Here is a 22,958-nt window from a genome sequence, read left to right on the forward strand (position 1 = left end):
GCCAGCGGCGAACTGGACGACGCTATAGGACACCAGGCGCGCCCCGCACGACCGGCTCTTACTCGGGGCAATATGGACGAGGCAGCCGACGTTGGCGTCGCCCAATGTTGGGCTTGGCATTGACCAGCTAGACTTTCAAAAAGGCCGCACATGCTTTCGAGAAGGGGATGCGTTCAACGGCGTTGAGCCGTTTGAGCGCAACTGCCGGTTCAGGAGTGCGGTGATCCGGCGATATAAGTCGGCAACGCCATCGCGCCGCGCCACGATCGAGATGCTGTCATGATCTTCCAGCGTTTCTTCGACGATCCGCCGCTTCTCCGCCGCGCTGCAGCGCCGACGACGGCCGCCATCAGTGACGATCTCTATGTTAGCTATATGCATGTGCTCAGGCTGTGCAGCACGCGGCCGGGTTGCTCCATGACGGCGAAGTGACCGCCGTCGATCATCTCAAGCTCGAAAGCGCGCTCAGTCGCGCGACTCCATGCCAGCAGCGACTCGAAAGGGACATGCGCGTCGTCGATACCCCCCAGCACCGAGATGGGTATGGGAAGTGGCAGGGCGGGCGTGTAGCGATAGTTGTAAAGCAGCTCGAGGTCAGCGCGCAGCGGGGGGAGGGCCATGGCGACCAGTGCCGGGTTTTCCAGCACTTGCCGGGGCGTGCCCGCCATGTCCTGCAGGTACTGCTGCAGGGCGACGTCGTGCAGTTCCGGCAGGCCGCTGTGGACGGGGCGCCAGTCACAGCTCTGGCGCGAGGAGAGGATCAGCCGGCTGGGCGTGGGCCCGCCGAGGCGCAGCAGCGCGCGGACGGTCTCATAGGCTAGCAGGGCACCGAGGCTGTGGCCGAAGAATATCAGCGGTTTCTCCGTCAGGCCGATGGAGGCCCGGGCGATCTCGGCCGCCAGCTCCGGGATCGAGCTGGCGAATGCCTCCTGGTAGCGCCGGCTGCGCCCAGGCAGCTCGACTGCCAGCAGGTCGCAAAGGCCGCGGGCGGCTGCTTTCCAAGCAAAGAAGCTCTGTGCGCTGCCCCCTGCGCAATGAAAGCAGAGCAGGGTGACAGGCGTGCGGGGATCGGTGAGCCAGGGTACGAACACCCTAGCCTGTGGCTCAGATAGCCTCATCTATGCCGTCCAGCTCGGCCGCCAGGTAGAGTTCGCGCATTTTTCGCCGCTGGATCTTGCCGCTGGTGGTCTTGTGCATGCTGGTCGGCTGGGCGAACATCAAGCGGTGGACCGGGATGCCATGCTGATCGACCACCGCCGCCCGAATGTTGGCCTTCAGTGCGCGAGGATTGTCCGTCAGGAGCCGCTTCAGCTCGCGGTTCAATTCGATCACCGCGACGATGATCTGCCGCTGCTGCTCGTCGTCGTGGCTGAACACCGCGCAGCTCTGCGGGCGTGTTTCGGCGAGAGCCTCGATCACGCTGTGCTCGATGTCTTCCGGGTGGATGTTGCGGCCTTCGCAGATGATCAGATCCTTGAGTCTGCCGCATACGTAGAGTTGCCGATCCTCCGCGCCGATGAACCCGAGGTCACCAGTCCGCATGTACTCGCGGCGCGGATCCTCGGCGATCGTGGCGTGAAAGCCCGCGACGCTCGCGGCGTCGTTGCGCCAGTAGCCACGGGCGATGGAGGCCCCCCGCAGCCAGATCTCGCCGACCGTGCCCGGCGCGCGACGCTGTCTGGTGGCGGGGTCGACGATGGCGACCTCTACCTCCCAGGAGGGTTCGCCGCAGCCGATCATGGTGACGGCGTTACCGCTTTCCCGAGGCGGTGCGACCCGTTGCTCGGAGGACAGCGTTGCCTGGTCCGCGGTCACGCTATGGACGGGGAGCCGATAGGGTCCGCCGGAGACGAACAGCGTTGCCTCCGCAAGGCCGTAGCATGGCATGAAGGCATCCATCGAAAAGCCATGGCGGGCATAGCGATCGTGGAAGCGCTTGAGGCTGCCGGCGCGGACGACATCGGCGCCGTTGAGCGCATGGGTCCAGCCCGAGAGGTCGAGGTCGCCCAGCCGCTCGGCGCTGTAGCGCTCTGCCGCGAGGTCATAGGCAAAGTTGGGGCCGCCGGCGAGCCGGGCCTTGTAACGCGAGATGGCCTGCAACCAGATCAGCGGCTGGCGGACGAAGGTCGATGGCGCCATGACCACGGTATGGTTGCCCAGCATGATCGGCAGCAACTGGCCGAGTATCAGCCCCATATCGTGGTGGTGCGGCTGCCAGGTGACGAAGTCGCTGCGCGCGTCCAGCTCCCATGCGTCGCGCATCATGCGCAGGTTGGCCGTGATGTTGGCGTGGCTGACCATCACACCCTTGGGTGCCGAGGTGGAGCCGGAGGTATATTGCAGGAACGCGATCTGCTGCGGGTCGAATTCTGCCCGAGGTTCCCAGGATGCCGTCGCGGCCGCCGCCTCCAGGTTTGCGATTTCGAGCAGGGGCAGGGCCGCCGCTTCGGTCCCGGCGAACGCCCGTTCCAGTTGCGCATGTTCAGTGGCGTCGACCAGAGCCAAACTTGCCCCGCTGTCGAGCAGGATGCTGACGCAGCGCTCGACGCGGCGGCGGTTCGGCAGGTTGATCGGCACCGCGATCCGCCCGCTCATCAGGCATGCGAGAAAGCAGGCGATGAAGTCAAGGCCCTGGGGAAAGAACAGCGCGACCCGGTCGCCCGGCTGGCTGACGCTCTCGAGCTGCCGGGCGATGCTTCGTGCGTTGTCGTACATCTGCAGGTAGGTCAGGCTCTCCTGCTTCGCGCCCTCGTCATCGAGGAAGGTGAAGAGCACCTTGTCCGGATGCGCCCAGGCACGCAGCGCCAGGGTCTCGTGCACCGGCAGGGCGCCGCTGGCACTGGATAGCTCGTGGTCGTTGAAGCTGCTCTTGTCAAACATGGGCGGCGCCCCCGTGCTGTTCCGCGGCGATCTGTGCGATGGCCTCCGCCAGTCTGGAGATGGACGGGTGTTCGAAAACCATGGTCGGCGACAGGCGCAGGGCGAACGTTTCCTCCAAGGAGCCGATCAACCGGGTGCTGGCCAGGGAGCCGAGGCCGAATGCCCCCAGGTTGAGGTCGGGATCGATGTCTTCTGGAAGCAGATCCATCTCATTGCAAATGAAGCGGCTGATATGGGCTTCCAACGTGTCGATGGAAATCATGCGGCTTTCCTCGTCTATCGTTTCATGGATGGGTGGGGCAGAGCCAGTCGACCAGTTCCGCTGTTGTGGGCAGGTGGGCGCTCGCGGAGCCCGGCCACCCCGCCAGCCAGTTGTTGAGCATCCACAGCGAGGCATCGCCGGGGACCAGTTCCGCGTCAGCTCCGTCTGCCGGCTGCGCAGCGGGCGCCTGCAGATAGCGTGCCTGGCGGCGTTCAGCCCGTTCCGCGGCATCTGAAGCCAGCACATATGCGGCGGAACGGCTCGCGAACTCGGGGAAGCGTCCGTCGGGAAGAAGACGATGCTGCGCCATGCCAACCCGGCGCAGGGCTTGCCGCGTAGCCTCGGGCAGGCCACTTTCCCGCGTGGCGAGGAAGGCTGCGCCGGAAACCACGAAGTCGACCCCTAACTCCCGCATGCCTTGTGCGTTGGCGGGCGTGCCGACGATTCCGCCGACGCCGACCAGCGGCCCTTTCCCCTTCGCCCCGTCCCCCTGCAACCGGGTATTGCGCCTGTGCAGGGCCGTGCTCAGCAAAGGCAGCTCTGCGCCGCTGCCCTCGGGCCCGCCGATTTCGACATAGATGGCGTCTGCGCAGGGCCAGGCGAGGGCAAGAGCTCCCTCGTCGCGCACGCTGGCCAGCAGGAGCGGGGGCCGGGCCGGGTGGCGGCTCAGGCCGGCGAAAAGCGGGCTGCCCAGAAGTTCGCCTGGCACCAGCAGACCGTGCACGGCATGCCGGGCCAGCAGGCCGAGCAGGGGGGTGAGCGGCAGGTCTGGATTCAGCGCCAGGGCGAAGCGGCTGCGCAGCCCGGGCTGGCCAGCAAGTCGCTCCAGCAGTTGCGAGAGTTCTTCCAGGGCGGTCCCTTCGCTGTCGAGGATTGCGAGGGCACCGTGGCGGCTCAGCGCCCCGAGGAGTTCCACGCTGGCCGCAGCGAGCGGAAGCGGGCCGGCAAGGAGGGGACGCTGGCAGCCGAGCCGGTCCTCCGTCGCGGCGTATTCGGACGGTTCGGGTTGGATCTGGACGGGCTTGGTCTGGGCAGATCGGTACGAGGCGCGTTCGAGCGATGCGGACGGTGCCTGCCCGGGCCGGGGCGAGGCGTAGGCTTCCGCCTGTCCTTTACGGATGTCCTCGATCATCGGGGTGAGGATGGCGGGACGGCCGATTTCCACGAAGTGCTCGACACCCTGCGCCAGCATGTTTTCGATCAACGCCTGCCAGCGGACCGGGTGGCTGATGTGTCGCGCAAGGGTTTCGGCTAGCGCGTCGCGGCGGTGGGGCTGTGCATCGAGGTTGGCGTAGACGGGGAAACGCGGGTCGCGGAAGGTCGCCTGCAACGTATCGAGGAAAGTACGGAACGCTCGTGCCGCGGTAGCCATCATGCTGGTGTGGAAGGGACCGCTGACTCTCAGCGGCACGACGCGTTGTTCCACACCGGCGCAGTGACGGACGAAATCCGCCAGCGCCGCACGCGGCGCGCCAACGACGACTTGCCGGGGGCTGTTGATGTTGGCTATTTCGAGGCCCGGCACTCCGGCGTCGGCGATCAGCCGTTCTACCTGCCGCTCGTCGCAGCCGATAACTGCGGCCAGTCCACCGCCTTCGATTGCCGCCATCAGCCGCGCCCGTTCAACGACGATGCGCAGGCCGAGTTCGAAATCGAAGACACCGGCCGCGGTCAGGGCCGTATATTCGCCCACGCTGTGCCCGGCGGCCATGTCCGCCGACCGGCCGTCCTCCAGCGCGGCGAGGCAGGCTAACCAGGATACGACGTAGATGGCCGGCTGGGTATAGGCGGTCAGGTTCAGGCAATCGTCGGGGTCTTCCAGACAGAGGCGGGTGATCGAGTAGCCGAGTATCCGGTCGGCCTCCTGGACCTGCTGCGGGAAGCGGGGGAAGAGTTCCTCGCCCATACCCCGACGCTGGCTGCCCTGTCCGGGAAATACAAATGCCTTCATGCTACTGCTTCCCGTACTTGTGCATCCAGCCGGTTAAGGGGATGCCAGCTGCGCAGTTCGATCCCGTCCAAGCGTAGCAGCGGCAGGTTGTCGGCATCGCTTACCCACAGGTCCAACAGCCCGTTTGCGGACGCCGGGGATATGCGCAGGAAGTTTGGCGCGGACGCCTGCGCCGCGACGCTCAGGTGACTGATGCGGTAGGGCAATTGTCGGGCACTGGCAGAGCGTGTCAGGCGCAGGGCGCTGATGAGTGCGTGCAGCAGGCCGCTCCAGAAGCGCTGGCCGGTGTCGGTCCCGCAATCCGGTTGCAGTTCGGCGCTCAGGCCGGCCGCCGAGCGCCTTACATTGCGCAGCCAGCCGATGTCTTCGCCGGGCTGCGTGGTGCCCTCCCGGCTGTCCAGCAGGATCAGAGGCGGCAGCGGAGATGGCGGGGCGCCCTCGCTTGCCTGTAGCAGCACCTGACCGCCGGAAATCACCTGGGTCTTGCGCCGGCCGTGACTGGTGAAGCTCCTGCATTCGAAGGCGGCATCGCGGGTCAGCGCGGCGGGCGGGCCGAACTGCAGGTCGCTCCATTGCCTGATGTTTCCGCCGGTGCTTGCTTGCGCCTGCATGATCAGGCAGGGCAGGGCCATCAGGCTGGCGGGCAGCTCCGCACCGTGGCGCTGGCGCTCCGCCCAAGCAATGACGGGGAGAAGAGACGTGCTGTGGCTGGCCTCGGGCTTCTCGTACCAGACCCGGGTCAGCGCGAACGGATAGGCTGGCAAAGGCAGTTTGTGCGGTCGCGGTTCCTGCCCATAGAGGTCTTCCCAAGCCGGGCTCGGGGCCTTGCCGCTGCACCAATGGGCGGCCCAACGTTCCAGTCCGGCGGCGTCAAGACGCGTCGTGGTGGGCGCCGGCGCGTCGATTGCGGGCTGGCCGGGGGCGCTGGCATGCCAGCCGGCATTCTCTTTATGCGCCGCGGCGAGGTAGCGCGCCAGAATTTCCAGCAGATCTTCCCGGCGCGTCGCGACGAAGGCCAGGCGCTCGGCCATCGCATCTCGGCCCTCCTGCAGACTACGGGCTATGCGCGCGAGTCCGGCGCCGTGGCGCTCGTGTTCGGGGAGCACTGGAGCGCAGGCCAGATGTTCGTCAGGCTGCCCGGGTTGCTTGGCTTCATGGCTCAGCCGCGCGGTGATTTCCCCGACGCTGAGGGCGCCGCGCCAGGCGCTGCCAGGATGGGGCAGGCCGAGGTCTTCCGTGGACTGGTGCAGTGCGGCGATGAAGCGATATGCCGAAACCGGCAGGTCGGCGAGGCGGGTAGCGCCGGTCCAGGCGTCGTCGTCGGGCAGTCCCAGGCGCTGCCTGAGCCGCTCCAGCAGGCTGTCGTGCTGCGTCGCTGATGGCGTAAGGAAGGCGTGCAACTGCCTGACGCGCTCGCGCAGTGCGGCGGGTGTTTTGGCCGAGAGCAGGATCAGGTAGGGCGCCGCGTCGGCGCTGTCCTGCGGCGTATCGTCGGCAGCGACATGTGCCTGCAGCACCACATGGGCATTGACGCCACCGAAGCCGAACGAGCTGACGCCGGCGAGGGCCGGCCCGTCCCCGAGTGCCGACGTGCGGGTGGGAATATTGAAAGGCGTCTCCTCGAAGTGGATATGCGGGTTCAGTTGCCGGTGATGCAGGTTGCCGACGACCTGGCACTGCTGCAGGCTGAGCAGGGTCTTGACTACAGATGCAACGCCGGCGGCGGCTTCCAGATGGCCGATATGGCTTTTGAGCGCGCCCAGCGCGATGCCGTCCCGGGCGGCTGCGAGCGCAGCGGGCGCTGCCCGCCAGGCCATTTTCAGCGCGTTCACCTCTATCGGGTCGCCCAGAGGCGTGCCGGTGCCATGGGTTTCGATCAGGACGGCCTGACGCAGCGACTCGCCGGCGCTGGCCCAGGCCCGGCTGATGACATCGGCCTGTGCTTGCGGATTGGGGGCGGTAAAGCTGTGGGCGCGGCCGCCGTGGTTCAGCGCGCTGCCGCGGATGTGCCCGTAGATGTACTCACCATGGGCAATCGCCCGGCGTAGCGGCATCAGCACCAACGCCGCCACGCCCTCGCCACGCACATAGCCGTCGGCGTCGGTGTCGAAGGTTCGGCAGCGGCCGCCCTGGCCGAGCATCCCGGCCTTGTCGAAGGCGACGAACAGCTCCGGGCCGAGCAGCAGGTTGACGCCGCCGACGATGGCCAGTTCGCATTCGCCGTCGCGCAGGGCTTGCGCGGCGCGGTGGATGGCCACGAGCGAGCTGGAGCAGGCGGTATCGATCGACTCGCTCGGGCCCCGCAGGTCGAGGCAGAAGGACAGCCGGTTGGCGATCGCGGTCAGCGCAATGCCGGTGCCGCGCCAGGGGTCGCTTGGCACGCCGTCGCGGCGCAGCAGCACCGGGTAGTCCGCATGGCCCACCCCGACGAACACGCCGACCGGGCGTTGCGCCAGATGCGACGGCGCCTGACCGGCATCTTCAAGCGCGCCCCAGGCGGCCTGGAGGAACAGCCGCTGCTGCGGGTCCATCGACTGTGCTTCCCGGAGCAGGATGCCAAAGAAACGATGGTCGAAGCGGTCAACCCAGGGCATGAAGCCACCTTGGTAGACCCGCTCCGGCTCATGCACGTCCGGGCCTGCCTCGTCCCCTTCACCGGATTGCCAGCGCTCGCCCGGCACCGGGCCGACGGCATCGTGGCCGGCACATAGGTTCCCCCAGAACGCGCGCAGATCCGTTGCGCCGGGGAAGCGCCCGTACATGCCGATCACCGCAACGGGCTCGTGTCCGGGGCCGCTCATACGCGGGCTTCCGCTGCGTGTTGAAGGTGCGGCCGGCTGCCGTCCGGGGCCTTATCGTCCTGGTTCCATTGCCAGACTTTCGGCTGCACGGGGCGGGTATGGCCGGCGTTGCGCGCGCGTGCCTTGCCCTGAGCAAGTTCCTTGCGCAGGCCGTGCATGTAGGTCGGGCCGTGCATTTCATAGTTGTTGCGCAGGGTGGGCAGGAATTCGCGCTCGATGACCTTGTGCTCGCGGGCGATGTGGCGCCGTTCTTCCTCGGCGGAGGGGCGCTGGTACTGGCCGGTGAGATAGTCGGCGACCAGGATCGCCTGCCGCTCCATCATATCGAGAAAGCCCCAGGTGACGGCCTGGAAGAGGCCGATGAACGCCAGGTCGTTCACCTCCGGCAGGAAGATGCGCTGGAACAGCGGGATGCGGTTGTCCGTGATCTGCAGCAGCTCCTCGTCGAGGAACGGCAGGTCGGTCTGGTAGCCGGTCGAGTAGATGATGGCATCGACCTCGAGCTGGCTGTCGTCGACGAAATATACGGTATTGCCCTCGATGCTGCGGACTTGGGGCACGATCTTCAGCTTGCCGTCGCCGACCCGGTTGGCGAAGTTTTCTGACAGCGTCGGCAGGCTCGACATCATCAGGTGGTCCGGCTTGGGCATGCCCAGTTGCTTGCGCTTCGCGATCAGCAAATTGTAAAGGCCGGTGAAGGTCAGGCCTGTCAGAGGATAAGGAAGCAGCTTCTTGACCCACCAGTCGTTGAGGAAGCCCATGGCCTTGTCGATGCGGATGCCGAACAGGTAATGCGGCAGCACATAGACGCCGCGACGCAGCGACAGATAGCTGATCTGCGCGTCATGGCTGACGTCCACGGCGATCTGCGCCCCGCTGTTGCCGACCCCGACCACAAGCACGCGCTTGTCACGATAATCATGGCGGTAACGGTAATACTTGGAGTGGATGCTCGGGATGGTGGTGTTTTGCTCGGCGTAGTCTGGCAGGTTCGGCGTGTTGTGGTGGCCGTTGGCGACGATCATCGCGTCGTAGTTGCGGACCTCGCCGGAGGCAATGGTCACGCGCCAGCCTCCGCCCGGCAGACGCTCGGCATCGTCCACGGCGCAGTCGAGGTGGATTGAATCTCGCAGGCCGAAGTGCTCGACGTAGCTGTCCAGGTAGTCGAACACCTGCCGGTGGGAGGGAAAGTCCGGGTAATGCGCCGGCATCGGAAAGTCTGAAAACTGGTATAGCCCCTTGGGCGTATTCATGTTCATGCTGGACCAAACCGAGGTGTGCTCGCCGGATTCGTCGAAGCCCCAGATGCCGCCGATCTTCGCGCGCTTCTCGAAACAGTCGAAGGCGATCCCGCGCTGTTTTAGCTGCTTCGCCATCGACAGGCCGCCGACGCCCGCGCCGATGATGCAGACCAGCGGACCCTTTCCGTCCAGCGGGGGAAGGGGCGTGCCGCGCCGCGGGCGGGTTTTCAGGTCTTTCTCGGGAAATTCCTCGCTCACGTCTTCCCTTCCTTTCTGTTGGCCGATCTGGTTTTCGAGGAAGCCGGCGGTACGTACATCGCCCAGATGCCGGTTATGCGCTGCGCAGTCGCGCAGGATGCCCGCGACGCCGAGTTGCAGCGCACGGCGCAGGTTGGCGATCATCAGGTCGATGTCATCACGGCTGACGGTGAGGGGCGGCAGGTAGCGCAGGCAGTTGTTGTAGATCGGGCAGACGGCGGCCGCGACGCCGCCCATCGGGTCGCGCAGCATGCTGCCCCACATTAGGTAGCCGAAGCTGCGCTGGACGAAGGGAGGCTCGTTATCGAGATCCAGTTCCACGGTCAGCAGCAGGCCAGCGGCACGGATTTCCCTGATTAGAGGGAATGCCTGCCGGAGTTCTTCTAATTGCTCACGGAAGTATTCACCCTGGGTCCGGGCCTGTTCCAGCAGGTCTTCGCGCTCGATATCCTCAAGGCAGTTCAGCGCGATATGCGCTGAAAGTTGCGAAAGGCTCCGGGTTTCCAGATTTTCCAGCCGCGAAGGCTGGCGCAGGTAGGCGCGCTGGCGAACCTGCTTGCTACAGAGCACCACCCCCATGGGTAGCAGGCTGTCGCACAGGGCGCTGCCGAGGGCGACGATGTCCGGCGTGGCCAGCAAAGCCTGACTGTGCAGAAGCGATCCGGTCATCAGGTTGGTCTGGGTCTCGTCGATGCCGACCAGATAGCCGCCACGCTCGCGATGCTGCTCGACCAGGGCGATCAGGCGTTCGGGGAGCGGCCGCGAGGCGTTGGCGTCGACCTGGATGGTCTCGAACCAGACCATGGCGACCTCGCCGCTAAGAAGCGCCTCTTCCAGGCGGGCATCGGCATCCTCCTGTTGCGGGTCGATGAACAGGCTGTGCGGGTAGAGCGGCTGGAATGGCTGGCGGAAGATGTCGAATTCCGGGTCGCTGGAGGAGGCCGCGCTAAGCATGGAAAAACCGAGCCCGCCGGTGAAGCAGAGCAGCTTGCGGCGCTGTGGCGCGGCTGCCAGCAGGCCAAGGGTCAGCGCGGCCTCGACCGCTGTGACGTTGCTCGAGGCCGGGATGGCGTGGGGCAGGCCGGTGGCGTGGGCGAGGTGCTGGCGCAGCGCCTGCCAGTAATCGTGCTGCGGATCGTGCCGCCGCGCAATGGCTGCGATCACGTCCGGCGGGTTGAGGCCACGGGCGCAGGTGCCGACGTTGACGAAGCAGTCGACGATTTCCCGCGAGGCTTCCCCGTCGCGCACCAATCGCGAGCGCAGGCCCCGCCCCTCGTGGAAGCGGGCATCGAAGCCGTGCATGCGCGCGACTTTGGCGTAGCCGCCGTTGCCATGTTGCATATGCGCGGCATAGGTGGCCTCGTGGCTGGCTGCGATGCGGTGCAACCGGCTCAGCAACTCGGGGGGAAGGCTGCCCGCCTGGCGCTGCAGCAGGTGTTCGAAGGTCAGCCGGAGCGGCAAGCCGAAGTTAGTCATGACATGGCGGACGTAGCTTTCGTTGGGCGTCATCAGCCAGGGGTTGTCGAACCGCTCGCTGACCATGCAGGCACCCACCGGAGCCTGGAAGCCGCTGATGCATTCGCCGAAGACGATCAGGTCAGCGGCTTCCCTAAGCCGTTGCGGAAGCCAGTCTTCCCGTTCGCCCTGCTCGACCACGATGCTGAGCACGCCAAGGTCGCGCAGCTGCCTGATCAGCGCGTCGCAAGCGGCGGGGCTGACATCCCCTGCTTCGATGACGACCACCGCGGCGGGCAGTTCCGCGTACTGCTCAAGATGGCGGCGGGCCGCTGCAAGGCTGTCGACGACATGCACCCCGGGCACCAGCGCATCCGCTGCGCCGTCGCCGAGGGGGTCGAAATAGCCTTGCCAATAACCGCTGTTGTCGATCAGCAGCAATTGCCCCCGGGCGTCCGGCCTGTGGTTGCGCGCATGGTGGCGCGCGAGGCGCAGCGAGGCATCGAGGGCCTCCTCCAGCGACGTCATGAAGTAGCTGCGGTAGCTGACGGGCTGGCTGCGGCCCTGATTGCATAGACTGTCCAGCAGCACCGCGGACTGGGCCGAAGGTGCGGAGAGGATTGCGCAATGCCCCTGTTCGCCGAGTGCGACATAGACCGCGAGGGTGTCCAGCGTCTGTGCGGTGGCCGGCATGAACCGGCTTGAACGTGCCGTTTCGCGGCTGTTCACCGGGCGTGGCAAGCCTTGCAGGAAGTCGAGCAACAGGGCGTTGTAGTCTTTATGATGGGTGAAGCCGAGCAGATGCCCGGCGCCGGGCATTTCGATCAGTTCGGCATTCGGCAGCTCGTCGGCGATCTGGCGCGAATAAGCTGGCGGCTGATAGGCATCGTCGCTGGCGCAGATGATACGGCAGGGGCAGCGGATCTCGTGCAGGCGCGGGCGCAAATCGAATTGGTCGATGACCCGCTGGTAATGCGGCAGCGCCGCCATGTTCCAATCCCGGTTGAGCGCCATGAAGCGCGCGCTCTTCTGCAACTCGCGCATCAGCGCCGGGAATTCCGTCGCGCCTTCGGAGGAGGGGGAACTGACCGCGATGCAGAGACCGGCGCAGCGTTGCGGATGCGCCAGGGCGAAGGCCTGGGCCAGCACGCCGCCGAAGGAGTAGCCGATGACCGGCACGGGCTCGTCAACCTGCGCATGGTCGAGGACCACGGCGATGTCCTTTGCCAGACTGTCCAGACTTAGCTCGTCGTAAAGCTCAGCCCCGCCGCAGCCCGCCGGGTGGAACATGATCAGCCGGTGATGCCGGCCCAACGGTTCCAGCTGCAGGCGCCACATCACATCGTATTGCATGACCAGCCCGCCGAGCAACAGCACAGGGCTGCCCTCGCCATAGATCGCGTATTCGAGGCGCGGCGCGCCAGGGCGTTCGATCTGCACCCGTTGCGCTCGTGCGGCGACTTTCTGCTGCGCGTCCAGCAGGGCCTGCGAGGGTTCGCCGATGGCGGCAGGCTCTGGCTCAGGCGCAGGCTCTTGCTCAGGCGACGGACCGGCTGCGGCGCTCACCGACTGCTGGTGGATTTGCCACATGGCTTCGATCCCTGCCGGACTTTCGCTGTCCGGGGTCGCCGGAACTCCTTCGGGCGGCGCGGGGTCGGCAATAGGGGCGTCTGGTTCCGACGTGCGGGCGATAGCTGCACGGGAGGTGCTGTTCGCGGTATCGCCGTAGAACTCCCGCAAGGCTGCGCCGTGGTTGTTGATCAGGTAGGCGACGAAGCGCCGGAGGTCTTGGAACTCGAAGAAGACCGTCGGGGGCACCTTGATATCGAAGCGCTCGTTGAAAAGCACGCCGATCTCGGTCGAGGCAATGGAGTCGAGCCCGTAGTCCATGAAGGCGCGGGTCGGGGAAAACTCTTCCGCCTCGATCTTCAGGACACCGGCGATCAGTTGGCGCAGGTCCGCGGTCAGGCGTTCCTCGATATTCGCCGGGGCCAGTTCGGCGCCGAGGCCGTCGAGCAGGCGCAGGGCGTCGATGGCGCTCAGGTCGTCGGGCGGGAAAACGGCGTTCTGGTTCATTGCACAGCCTCCAGTGGCGCGGTCTGCGGCAAGGTCTGCAGACGGGCAGTGAGGAAGTTGAGGGTCTTTATGAACTTCCACAGATCGACTTCATGGGCATGGCGGCCGGTGTCCATGAAGCGCTGCTGGCCGAGGTCGAGCTGGCCCGGCTGCTGTTTCATCTGCATGAGTGTCCGCCAGGCGTCGCTGCGGTGCATGCGGGCGCGGACATAGGCGGCAACGAAGCGCCCGGTGATATTGGCGAGGTTGCCGATGCCCGAGGGCGTGTTGAGGTAGCCGACGAACAGCAGGTCGTCGTGCAGCGCCGGCAGCATGCGCAGGAACAGCGCGTTGAACTCGTTCTGCCAGTCGTAGACCTCGGTCGGGATAAACGGCAGGTCGACGCGGTAGCCGGTTGCCCAGACGATCAGGTCGATGGTCGCGCTGCCGCCGTCGCTGAAATGCACATCCTGGCCATCGATGCGGCTGATGTCCGGCTTGGGCGTGACGTCGCCGTGACCGATGTAGTAGAGGATCTGCGAGTTGAGGATCGGGTGACACGCGCGGATGTCGTGGTCCGGGGCGGGCAGGCCGAAGTCGCGGCCATCGTAGCCGGCGAATTTGAAGCTCTTCTGCACATGCTCCCAGTATTGGTCTTCTTCCGGGAAGCGGGCGGCCTCGTCCATCAGCCATTCCTGGGTCGGCCGGCCGTCGATGAACTTCGGCATGTAGTGGTAGCCGCGGCGGGTGGAGTGGTAGGCGCGTTGTGCCGCCTGCGCCGCGTCCACGGCGATGTCGCAGCCGGAATTGCCGCCGCCGACCACCAGCACGCGCTTGCCCCGCAGTTGTTCGCAGGAGCGATATTCGCTGGCATGCAGGCTCGGGATAGGGCAGTTTCGCGCCACGGCGGGCAGCTCTGGCCGGCCCAGCAGGCCGTTGCACACCACCACCACATCATAATCGGCATGCCGGCCGTCATGGAACTCCAAGCGCCAGCCACCGACAGTTTTGTCCATGCGGGTCACCCGGGTATTGAAACTTGTATGCGCCGGCAGCCCGTAATGCTCGGCAAGGCTCCGCAAATATTCGAAGACGAGGGCATGTCCCGGGTAGTCCGGGTAGTCGTCCGGCATCGGGAAGTCGGCGAACTGGGTATTGCGCCGCGAGCTGATCAGATGCGCCGAGTCGTACATTTTCGATGTGGGGCCATCGGGCTGCCAGTTGCCGCCGAAGCGTCTGCTGGCTTCGATGATCTCGAAATCGAGCTCGGCTTCCTTCAGGGCCTTGGCCACGCCGATGCCGCTTGCCCCGGCGCCGATGATCGCTATGCGCGGATTTCTCATGTCGGTCTCTTCTCCATGTTCGAGGCGAACTTCGAGATTCAGATCATCGCCTGCAGAAGCTCTCGCGCCTGCTCAATACTCATCTGCTTGCGCTTCACCCGTTCGAGGATGCTCTGGGGCGAGGGATGCTCCGGCGTCTGTGGGACTGTCTGCGTCTGCGCGGGGGCTGGCGCCGGCGTGGCGGATTCAACGGGCGCCGCGAAGGGGATGGCGGCCTCATCGACCCAATAGCGGCGGCGCAGGAATTCATAGCCCGGGAGCGGCACCTTGCGCAGGACATGATGCTCCGGGGCGAGCAGGGCGATGTCCTTGCCCTCCAGCCACTGCCGGGCCAGAACCTGAAATGGCTCGCCGGCCGAGCCGTCGTGCAGGATCTGACCCGGCTGCGGGTCGTTTTCCGTGAGCCATTCGCCCAGCTTCTGGCGAAGCGCGTCGAAGTCTTCTGCCAGCACCACCAGGCGCGCCTCTTCGCAGCGCATCCGACCATTGAGCAGGGTGTGTGCGACGTCCAGCGTGGTGAACCCCGGCCGGCCTATATAGTGCTCGGGGTCTGGCCGGACGAAGCCGCGTGCGTCTTCGAGAAAGGTCGCGAAGCGTCGCAGGTAGGCTCGCAACTGGGCGGCGCTGCGCGCTGAGAAGACGAAGGGCTGCATGCCGGTAGCGGCTGCGGTTTGGGTCGGCAGCGGGTGTTCCTCGACAATGAGGTGGGCATTGGCGCCGCCGGCGCCGAACGAACTGATCGCCGCGACCCTAGGCAATGGCTGGTGTTGTTCGTCCAGTCTGGCTGGCCAGGCGTCCAGCGTCTGCTGAACGATGAAGTGGCTCTTTTCGAAATCGATGTTCGGATTGGGCGGCTGTGCGTGCAGGGATGGCGCAAGCTGCTGGTGTTGGAGTTGCAGCAGCACCTTGGTCAGCGCGGCGATGCCGGCGGCGGACTCGAGATGGCCGATGTTCGACTTGATCGAGCCGATCGGGCAGCGCCAGTCGGGCTCTACCGCTTGACCGATAGCCTTGTCGAGGCCACGGATCTCAATGGGGTCGCCCAGGCTGGTGCCGGTGCCGTGGGCCTCTACATAGCCAAGCCGATGCACCGGCAGGCGCGACTTGCGGAGCGTCCGGGCAATCACTTGGGACTGGGCGTCGGCGTTCGGGACCGTGTAGCCCGATGTGCGCCCGCCGTGGTTCAGGTCACTGCCGCGGATCACCCCGTAGATATGGTCTCCGTCGCGGCGAGCCTGGCTCAGCGGCTTGAGCAGCACCACGCCTACGCCTTCGCCCGGCACGTAACCGTCGCCTCCTTCGCCGAAGCTGCGGCATTGCCCTTGTGACGAGGCGAACCCAAGTTCGCAGAGGGTGCGGTATTTATAGGGGTGCAGCGACAGGTTGACGCCACCTGCCAGCGCCAGATCGCAGGTGCCGCTGCGGATCAGGTCGCAGGCCAGGTGCAAGCTTGTGAGCGAGGAGGAGCACATGCTGTCGATGGCGAAGGAGGGGCCATCGAAGTCCAGGCAGAAGGACACCCGGTTGGCGATGGATGCATAGGAGGAGTTGGTCAAAATCTCGGGGCGTTTTGGCCAGCTCTTCGCGCCATAGAACTGGTATTCGCCATACATGACCCCGGCGATCACCGACACCCGGCGCCGCTCCTCGGGTTTGCTCCGCGAGCCGCTGAGGCTCTGCGGCGTGTAGCCGGCGTCCTCCACGCAGTGCCAGGCGGCCAGCAGGAAGAGCCGTTCCTGGGGGTCCATGCGTTCGGCATCGCGCGGGGAGATGCCGAAGAACAGCGGGTCGAAGCAATCGAAGTCGTCGATGAAGCCGCCCCAGCGCGCATAGAGAGCGTCGCTGCCGTCGGGCTGCTGCCAGCGCTGCACTTCGCTGATCAGGTTACTGCCTGCCGCCAGGTGCTGCCATAGCGCCTGCGGATCGGGGGCGCCGGGGTAGCGCCCGGCGAGCCCGATGATGGCGATGCCCTCGTCGTCCTCAGGCGCGCTCGGCCCGGTGCAGTGGGTGGCCTGCGGGGCGCTCGCCGCCGGCGGCGCGTTCCGGGGCGGTGCCGCTATGGCCTCGGTCGGTGGAGCGGCCGGGGCCAGCCGCGCCGCATCGTCCGGATAGTCGGCCTGCAGCGTGGCAGCCAGTTCGCGCAGGCTGCGAACCTCGAACAGAAGCGTCTTCGGGATCGCCGGGAAGATCTTTTCCAAGCGGAGGTTCAGTTCCATCACCAGGATCGAGTCCAGACCGAAAGCTTCCAGAGAGGTGTCCGGATCGATTTTCTCCAGGACAGTTCCGGTGACCTCCGACAATTGCCTTGAAAGGTAGTCGAGAAGATATGGCAGGCTCTCTGTCGCTTCGCCGGAGGTCGGCGCCTCGGGCGGGCTGGCGGCGCTGTGTGGGTCGGCCTCGATGGCGAATAGCTTGGCGATCGCCTCGCTCCGCCCATATACCGGCACCAGCAGCGACTGGGGCATGGCGATGGCTTGCAGGAAGGTCGCCGCGCCGAGGTCTTCCGGCAGCAGGCCGAGCCCGTTATCCTCCAGCCATTGACGAACCGGCGCTGGCGCCTGCATGCCTTGCTCGGTCTGCCACAGCGGCCAGGCGATCGACAGCGAGCGGCCCTTCCGCTCGCCACGCTGCACCTGCGTTTCGCGCTGCGCGATGAACTGGTCGAGCCAAGCGTTCGCGAGAGCATAGCCGCCCTGGCCCACATTGCCGTAGATGCCCGCAAGTGACGAGCAGGTCATGAACAGCTTGAGATCGTCCTCGGCCGTGAGGCTGTTCAGGGTGTTGGCGGCGAGGGCTTTTGTGCGCAGGATCGCGTCCCAGTCGGTATTTTCCTGACGGGTGAAATAGCCGTCCTGCAGGGTGCCCGCGCAATGCAGCACCGCCCTGATCGGCCCCGAACGCCGGCGGATGTCGTCCAGAACCGCGCGCAGGCCGTCGCTGTCCGCACAGTCCACCGGCCAGTAGCTGGCGCTGGCGGCACCCAGTCTCTCCAGCTCGCGCAGCCAGTCATTATCCGTGTCGCTTGGTGCGCTACGGCCGAGCAGGGCAAGATGCAAGCCTCCGACATCGGCCAAAGTCCTGCTCAGCACGCGGCCGATGGCACCGAGACCACCGCTGACCAGCAGGATATCGCCCGGTTCCAGCCCCCCGGCAAAACCCCCGGCTGGCGCCGCGGGCGTTTCGGCGAAGCGCAGGCTGCGCTCCTGCCAGCGGCCTGCCTGCAGGCGCAGGTGGCGCATGCCGGGCTGCGCCAGTTGGCTCAGCCCAGCCAGCAGAGCCGGTCGCTCCGTCGCGTCCCCGGTTTCGATCAGCGTCGCGCTGAGGGTCGGTATTTCCTGGACAATAGTGCGCAGGAGGGCCGCGAGGCTGGTAGCGGGTCTGGGCGGCGTCAGGACGTGGATATGCAGCTTCGGCGGCGACATGGCGCGACAGAGGTTGCGAACCATCTGGCTGACTTGCAGGGCCTTGCCCAGCCCGAGCGTGTAGCGCCAGTCGGCAGTTTCTATTTCGGGCAGCGCGCTGAGGTCGAAGACCACCGCGCGCGGCTCTTGTCTCTGGGCACGCAGCAGGCGCAGCAACAGTTCCGCATGACGCGGATCGCTGAGGTCGGCTTCCAGAGAATGGCCGTCGCGATAGTGGAAGCGCTGACCCGGGAACACCCGCCAGACTCCATCGGGGTAGGTCATCGCGGCATCTGCACCTACCAGCAGCGTGGTTTCGGCCCCGCCTTGGCCCTCGTCCGGCGTGGGCAAGTTGCGCCAGTGGGCTTCCAGCAGATGGACGGCCATCCTGGGTTCCGACTGGTAGACACGAAAGGCGAAGCCCTCGATTTCAACCAGCAGGCGTCCTTCGTTATCCGCCACCGCGAAGTCGAAGACGCGGCTGGACGGTCCGCTGGCGCGCGTCTGCACGAGTACGAACAGTTCGCCGCCGAGCGCAGCGTGGCAGCGCAGGCTCTTGCAGGCATAGGGGACGAAGGTCATCCCGTCTGCGCGGTCGGACGCGCGGATTGTGACGAAGGCGCTTTGCAGCACGGCGTCGAGCATGGCGGGGTCGAGCGCGCTGATCGGTGCCCCGCCGCGCTGCGGCAAGCGGCAGGTCACCTGCGTCAGGGCCTCTTCCTGGCCTAGCCAGGCGGCGTCTAGGCAGCGGAAGCTCGGGCCATAGTCGATGCCCATGCGTTCGAGGTCGCGATAGAGCGCCCGGGTGTCCAGCGCCTTTGTACACTTTTCGCGCAGCCGGCGCAGGTCGAGGCTGCGCGGCGCGCCAGCCGCCAACGGGCGGCATTTCCCGCGGAATGAACTGGCGGCCTCGGGCGTGGCGCGCAGCTCGATGGTGAGGGCGCCATCATGGATGTCGAACTGCGCGGGGATGCTCAGGTTCTGCCTGCCCTGCTGGATGATCGGGCTGGCCCAGGTGATGTTGTCGAATAGCAGGGGCAGGCGCAGGTCGTGCCGTTCTGCCCGGGTGCAGAAGAAATCCATATAGGCGGCGGCGGGCAACACTGGCGAGCCCTGGATAACATGGTCGCGCAGGTAGAATGCGTCGCCGGGTACGATCCATTCGAACTTGCCTGATGCGGCTGTCCGGGATACGGCTCTCGCGTCGGTCGCTGGCCAGTGGCGTTCCCGTTCGAAGGGATAAAGCGGGGCGGCCATCGGCAGCGGGGGCTGCGGCCAGAAGCGGCCCCACTCGCTGAAAGCTCCCTCGACCCAGCGCCGTGCCAGCGCGCGCGGGGTTTCGTCCTGCGGGAGGGCCACTGCGGTCGTCGCCCGGTGTGCGATGAAGCGAGCGGTGAAGATGCCGTCGTCTTCCCTGCCGTCGAGAAAGTCCTCCAGTCCGCGCATCAGAGCCGCAGACTCGTCTGCCAAGAGGGCCAGCCGGTATTCAAACGCCTGCCGGCAGCATTGCAGCGTGTAGGCGAGGCTCTGCCAGTCGGGGCAGGGCTGCTGGCGCAGCAAGTCGAGCAGTTGGCGCGCCTGTTCGCGGAGTTGCGGCTGGCTTCTGGCCGAAAGCACGAATACGCCAATGCCGGGGGAGACGTTCGAATTGTCGAGCGGCGGTGCTTCCTCGAGGATCACATGGGCGTTGGCGCCTCCCGCGCCGAACGAGCTGATGCCCGCCCGCAGCGGCCCTTCGGGTGACGTCCAGGGCTGGGCCTGGCGCACGATCCGCAGACGGGTGTCTTTCAGCGCCAGGTCGGGGTTGGGGATGTCGGCGTGCAGCGATGGCGCAAGACGACGCTCCTTCAGTTGCAGGATCACCTTGGTCAGGCTGGCCAGCCCGGCGGCGGCTTCCAGATGACCGATGTTCGACTTGATCGAGCCGATATGGCAGGGCGCTGCTGCGCTGTCCTCCCCGAGAGCCTGACGCAGACCTTCCACCTCGATCGGGTCGCCCAGACGCGTGCCGGTACCGTGCGCCTCGACGTATCCGATGCTCCCGGGGGCGACGCGAGCATCGTTAACGGCGCTTATTATAAGCGCTGCCTGGGAGGCCGCGCTAGGCACCGTGTAGCCGTTGCTGCGGGCACCGTGGTTGATGGCGCTACCCTTGATCACGGCGAGGATCCGGTCGCCATCACGACGGGCATCCTGCAGTGGCCTGATCAGGATCGCGCCGACGCCTTCGCCGGGGACGAAGCCGTCGGCGGCCTCGCCGAAGGCATGGCAGCGTCCGGTCGGCGAAAGCATGCGCTGCTGACAGAGCTGCACGTATTTGGCGGGATGCGTATAGAGGTTGACGCCGCCGACCAGCGCCGCCTTGCACTCCAGGTTGCGCAGGCTGGCTACCGCCATATGCAGCGCAGTGAGCGAAGACGAACAGGCCGTGTCGATCGCTAGGCTGGGGCCGAAGAGGTTGAGCGTGTAGGATACCCTGTTGGCCACTGACCAGGGCATGCCGGTGGGTATCGCCGTATCGCCCGCCTGCCACAGAGCCGGGCCAAGCAGGGGAAAAGTATTGCTGGTGATGCCGACGAACACGCCGATATCGAGCGCTGCGCCATTCGCCTGCCGCAGCAATTGGGCGCGCTCGCCCGTATAGCCGGCTGCTTCAAGAGTGTGCCAGGCGCATTCCATGAAAAGCCGCTCCTGGGGGTCGAGATAAGCGGCCTCCCGCGGCGTTATGCTGAAGAACTCTGGGTCGAAGCGTTCGATTCCTTCGAGAAAACCGCCCCACTTGGCATAGCTGAGGCCGCTCTCGCGGGCATCGGCGGCGGGGGCGTAGAAGCCTTCAAGGGGCCAGCGGCCGTCGGGAATTTCGATGATCGAGTCGCTGCCAGCCAGAAGATTTCGCCAGAGCGTCTCGGGATTGTCTGCACCGGGGTAGCGGCCATGCAGCCCGACGATGGCGATGTCCCGCTCTGCGGGCGCTTCGTCCGCCACGAGCAGCGGCAGAACGGGCCAGTCGGCCTCCTCTACGCTGGCCGGCGCTTCGCGGGCCGCGGGGTGCTCCGGCGACTGGCGTTGCAGGATTCGCTCAACCGCCTCGCCGTGCTGTTCAATCATATGCATCGCCACGTCGCGCGGGCAGCGGCAATCGAACAGCAACGTTTTACTTAGTTGCGGGACGCTGGGTTGGATCAGGCTGTTGAAGCTGAGGATCGCCAGAGAATCGAGGCCGATCTCCTCGAAGCGGATATCGGCATGCATCCCTTCAATCTTACTGCCGGTGGCCTCCTGCAGGACCGACAATACAAAGCCAATAACCGCCGCAACTTTATTCTCCTCCTTGAGGGAAGCCATACGAAGTTCTCCGGAGCTCTGCAGGATTTCTATGGCGGTGTGCTTTGGTTTTAGACACGGTAAGTAGTTTAGCGTTATTTCTGCCTGTTCGTGGCGCCTGAAATGTTTTTCCGTCTGGCGGACAATGTTGTGTTTATTATCTTTTGCCTAATGGCGTAGTGATAACCGGTAAAAAGATGGCTAAAAAGAAATATGTGATATTTCTTGTTCGCGATTTATGTTCCCGCCATGCAACGGTGTGGTTGCAGATATTAGAGAAACAGATTCCCGATTGGGTTTATGTTTCCGTTTTATTCGGCCATCGGGAAAGCTGAGCTGACTAATTACGGTTTCGGAGACTTCGAAGAGTCCTCCAACTGTTTTCAGGTCGTCATAGGAGACGACCGGCCCAAGCCGATCGAAGAGACAGCCAGCGCGGCGAAGGATGCGCTCAACATAAACGTCATAGACCGAGATGATATTTAGTAAGCCGATCTCGCGCGCGGTGCTGAATAGGCCCAGGAGAATATCACGCGTGACGACATTAATTCCGTCCGAACTAAAAAGGCGGGCTGCCTCCGTATCGACGCAGAATCTGGAACTCTCCCATATCATGGGATGCCGAACGACTCCGGTGTCCCCCATCACCTCCGGGAAAACATCCGCGAGCATGTGTGGGCCTGTCGTGGGAAGGAGGCGAAGCGACGCGAGCAAGCGGTCCTTGTTAGTTAAGCATATGTAAATAGGTTCAAGCTCGTCGAAACGATCACATTCTTTCCCGTTCTCGACAGTGACCCTCCACCCCCTCCGGTCCGAAAAGAGCTTGGCGCGGAGCCTGAACATTTGGTCCGCAATGCCTTGATGGGAATGAATTTCATTCCCCTGCGCAATGATGAGCATCTCTTTTCCCCATGAATGCAACGAGGACAATATTGCATGGCGGGCGAGGCTCAAGTCTCTACGGTAAGTTTGCAGTATTGACTATAGAGGGATCAGATGCTCACGCACGACGCGCGCAACTGCTTGGGTCTTGGTTGCGACTTCAAGCTTGGCGTAGATGTTTCTAAAATAAAACTGAACCGTCCGCTCGGTCAGGTCCATGAGTTTTCCTGTTTCCCAAGCGCTCTTTCCTCTTACCGCCCATCGCATAATTTCAGCCTCCTGTGGCGAAAGGCGCGGGACTGGCTTGTTTGCCTCGCCGATAGCGCAGAGGATACGCATATGCAAGAGGTACGCGAAGAAGGTGTAGTCGGGGATCGCATGTTGCCAGGTTTCAGACCATTCTCGTACAGATGAATTGGCGTTGACCGAGACCAGAACCAACTCTCCATATTGCCCGCGGATCGGGGCAGTCATGCCGAAATTTCCTAACCCATGCTTCCGTGCATCGGAGAAAAAATTCTCCCCTTTTCCCTTTTGGGGTGGAAGGTGCCCCCAATCCAGGGGCGTCAATCTGCCACGGGAAAAATTTAGAACGGGGTCGATTTTCTGGTATTCGTTTTCGAAGTAGTGCGATTGCCAATTATTGGGATAATTTGTGATCAAATATGTGTTATCTTCGATCATTGGGGCGTCGATGGCATAGTAGGTGAGGTAATTGAAGGAGAACGTCAGGCAAAATTCATCGATTAACGCTTTAATCGCATCTATGGTCGTCTTTTCTGAATTTCTTACAAGAAAATGTGACATTGGGCTATTTTTAAGCATCTTGTTCACCTGAACTTGATAGCGTTAGACTAGTATAATCGATTTCCGGCTTCGAGTCTCCTTCATCTGTCCATTCGTCTAAGTCACGTTGACAAAACGGATTTTACTGGTCGACGACCTGTGATTTAACCTCATCTCTACATGGTATAATCGCCCCTGGTTTGCCGGAGATTTTGTGGTTCAATGACTAGGCTCAGGACTCATTGATTGAGATAGAATGTTACGGCTGCTGCGATGCATATGGCCGAAAAGAAGGTGTGGGCGCATCGGTCGTATCGTG

At 64.6% G+C, this 22,958-nt stretch carries 10 protein-coding genes and 1 pseudogene; all 11 read right to left on the minus strand.

Translation table 11 applies throughout. From position 1 onward, the window contains the following. Positions 1-228 precede the first annotated feature (228 nt). Positions 229-381 (minus strand): annotated as a pseudogene (locus FHS81_RS15750) (transposase); the annotation flags it as partial. Continuing rightward, complete coding sequence (locus FHS81_RS15755; protein WP_183754562.1) at positions 372-1,091, minus strand: alpha/beta fold hydrolase; 720 nt, start codon at positions 1,089-1,091, stop codon at positions 372-374. The pseudogene FHS81_RS15750 and the gene FHS81_RS15755, both read right to left, overlap by 10 nt. Positions 1,092-1,104: 13 nt before the next feature. Continuing rightward, a complete protein-coding gene (locus tag FHS81_RS15760) occupies positions 1,105-2,880 on the minus strand; it encodes a fatty acyl-AMP ligase (protein WP_183754564.1) in 1,776 nt (591 codons plus the stop codon). Beyond that, positions 2,873-3,142, minus strand: a complete 270-nt coding sequence (locus FHS81_RS15765) for an acyl carrier protein (protein WP_183754566.1) — start codon at positions 3,140-3,142, stop codon at positions 2,873-2,875. Before FHS81_RS15765 ends, FHS81_RS15760 begins: the two co-directional genes overlap by 8 nt. Before the next feature lie 22 nt (positions 3,143-3,164). After that, complete coding sequence (locus tag FHS81_RS15770; RefSeq protein ID WP_183754568.1) at positions 3,165-5,093, minus strand: acyltransferase domain-containing protein; 1,929 nt, start codon at positions 5,091-5,093, stop codon at positions 3,165-3,167. Continuing rightward, entirely contained in the window at positions 5,090-7,894 is a 2,805-nt protein-coding gene (locus FHS81_RS15775; protein ID WP_183754570.1) for a beta-ketoacyl synthase N-terminal-like domain-containing protein, read from the minus strand. Before FHS81_RS15775 ends, FHS81_RS15770 begins: the two co-directional genes overlap by 4 nt. Then, a complete protein-coding gene (locus FHS81_RS15780; protein WP_183754572.1) occupies positions 7,891-12,924 on the minus strand; it encodes an aminotransferase class III-fold pyridoxal phosphate-dependent enzyme in 5,034 nt (1,677 codons plus the stop codon). Before FHS81_RS15780 ends, FHS81_RS15775 begins: the two co-directional genes overlap by 4 nt. After that, positions 12,921-14,246: a flavin-containing monooxygenase gene (locus tag FHS81_RS15785; RefSeq protein WP_183754574.1), complete on the minus strand. Its 1,326-nt coding sequence runs from the start codon at positions 14,244-14,246 to the stop codon at positions 12,921-12,923. The genes FHS81_RS15780 and FHS81_RS15785 overlap by 4 nt, the downstream gene beginning before the upstream one ends. A 38-nt stretch (positions 14,247-14,284) precedes the next feature. After that, a complete protein-coding gene (locus FHS81_RS15790; protein ID WP_183754576.1) occupies positions 14,285-20,992 on the minus strand; it encodes an SDR family NAD(P)-dependent oxidoreductase in 6,708 nt (2,235 codons plus the stop codon). Positions 20,993-21,172: 180 nt separating this feature from the next. Continuing rightward, the gene (locus tag FHS81_RS15795) at positions 21,173-21,871 is read right to left on the minus strand and encodes an acyl-homoserine-lactone synthase (RefSeq protein ID WP_183754595.1); all 699 of its coding nucleotides are present in this window, start codon (positions 21,869-21,871) and stop codon (positions 21,173-21,175) included. A gap of 81 nt (positions 21,872-21,952) precedes the next feature. Next, the gene (locus tag FHS81_RS15800) at positions 21,953-22,678 is read right to left on the minus strand and encodes a LuxR family transcriptional regulator (RefSeq protein ID WP_183754578.1); all 726 of its coding nucleotides are present in this window, start codon (positions 22,676-22,678) and stop codon (positions 21,953-21,955) included. Between the last annotated feature and the right edge of the window lie 280 nt (positions 22,679-22,958).

This window comes from Pseudochelatococcus contaminans, assembly GCF_014195635.1.
GTDB classification, from domain to species: domain Bacteria; phylum Pseudomonadota; class Alphaproteobacteria; order Rhizobiales; family Beijerinckiaceae; genus Pseudochelatococcus; species Pseudochelatococcus contaminans.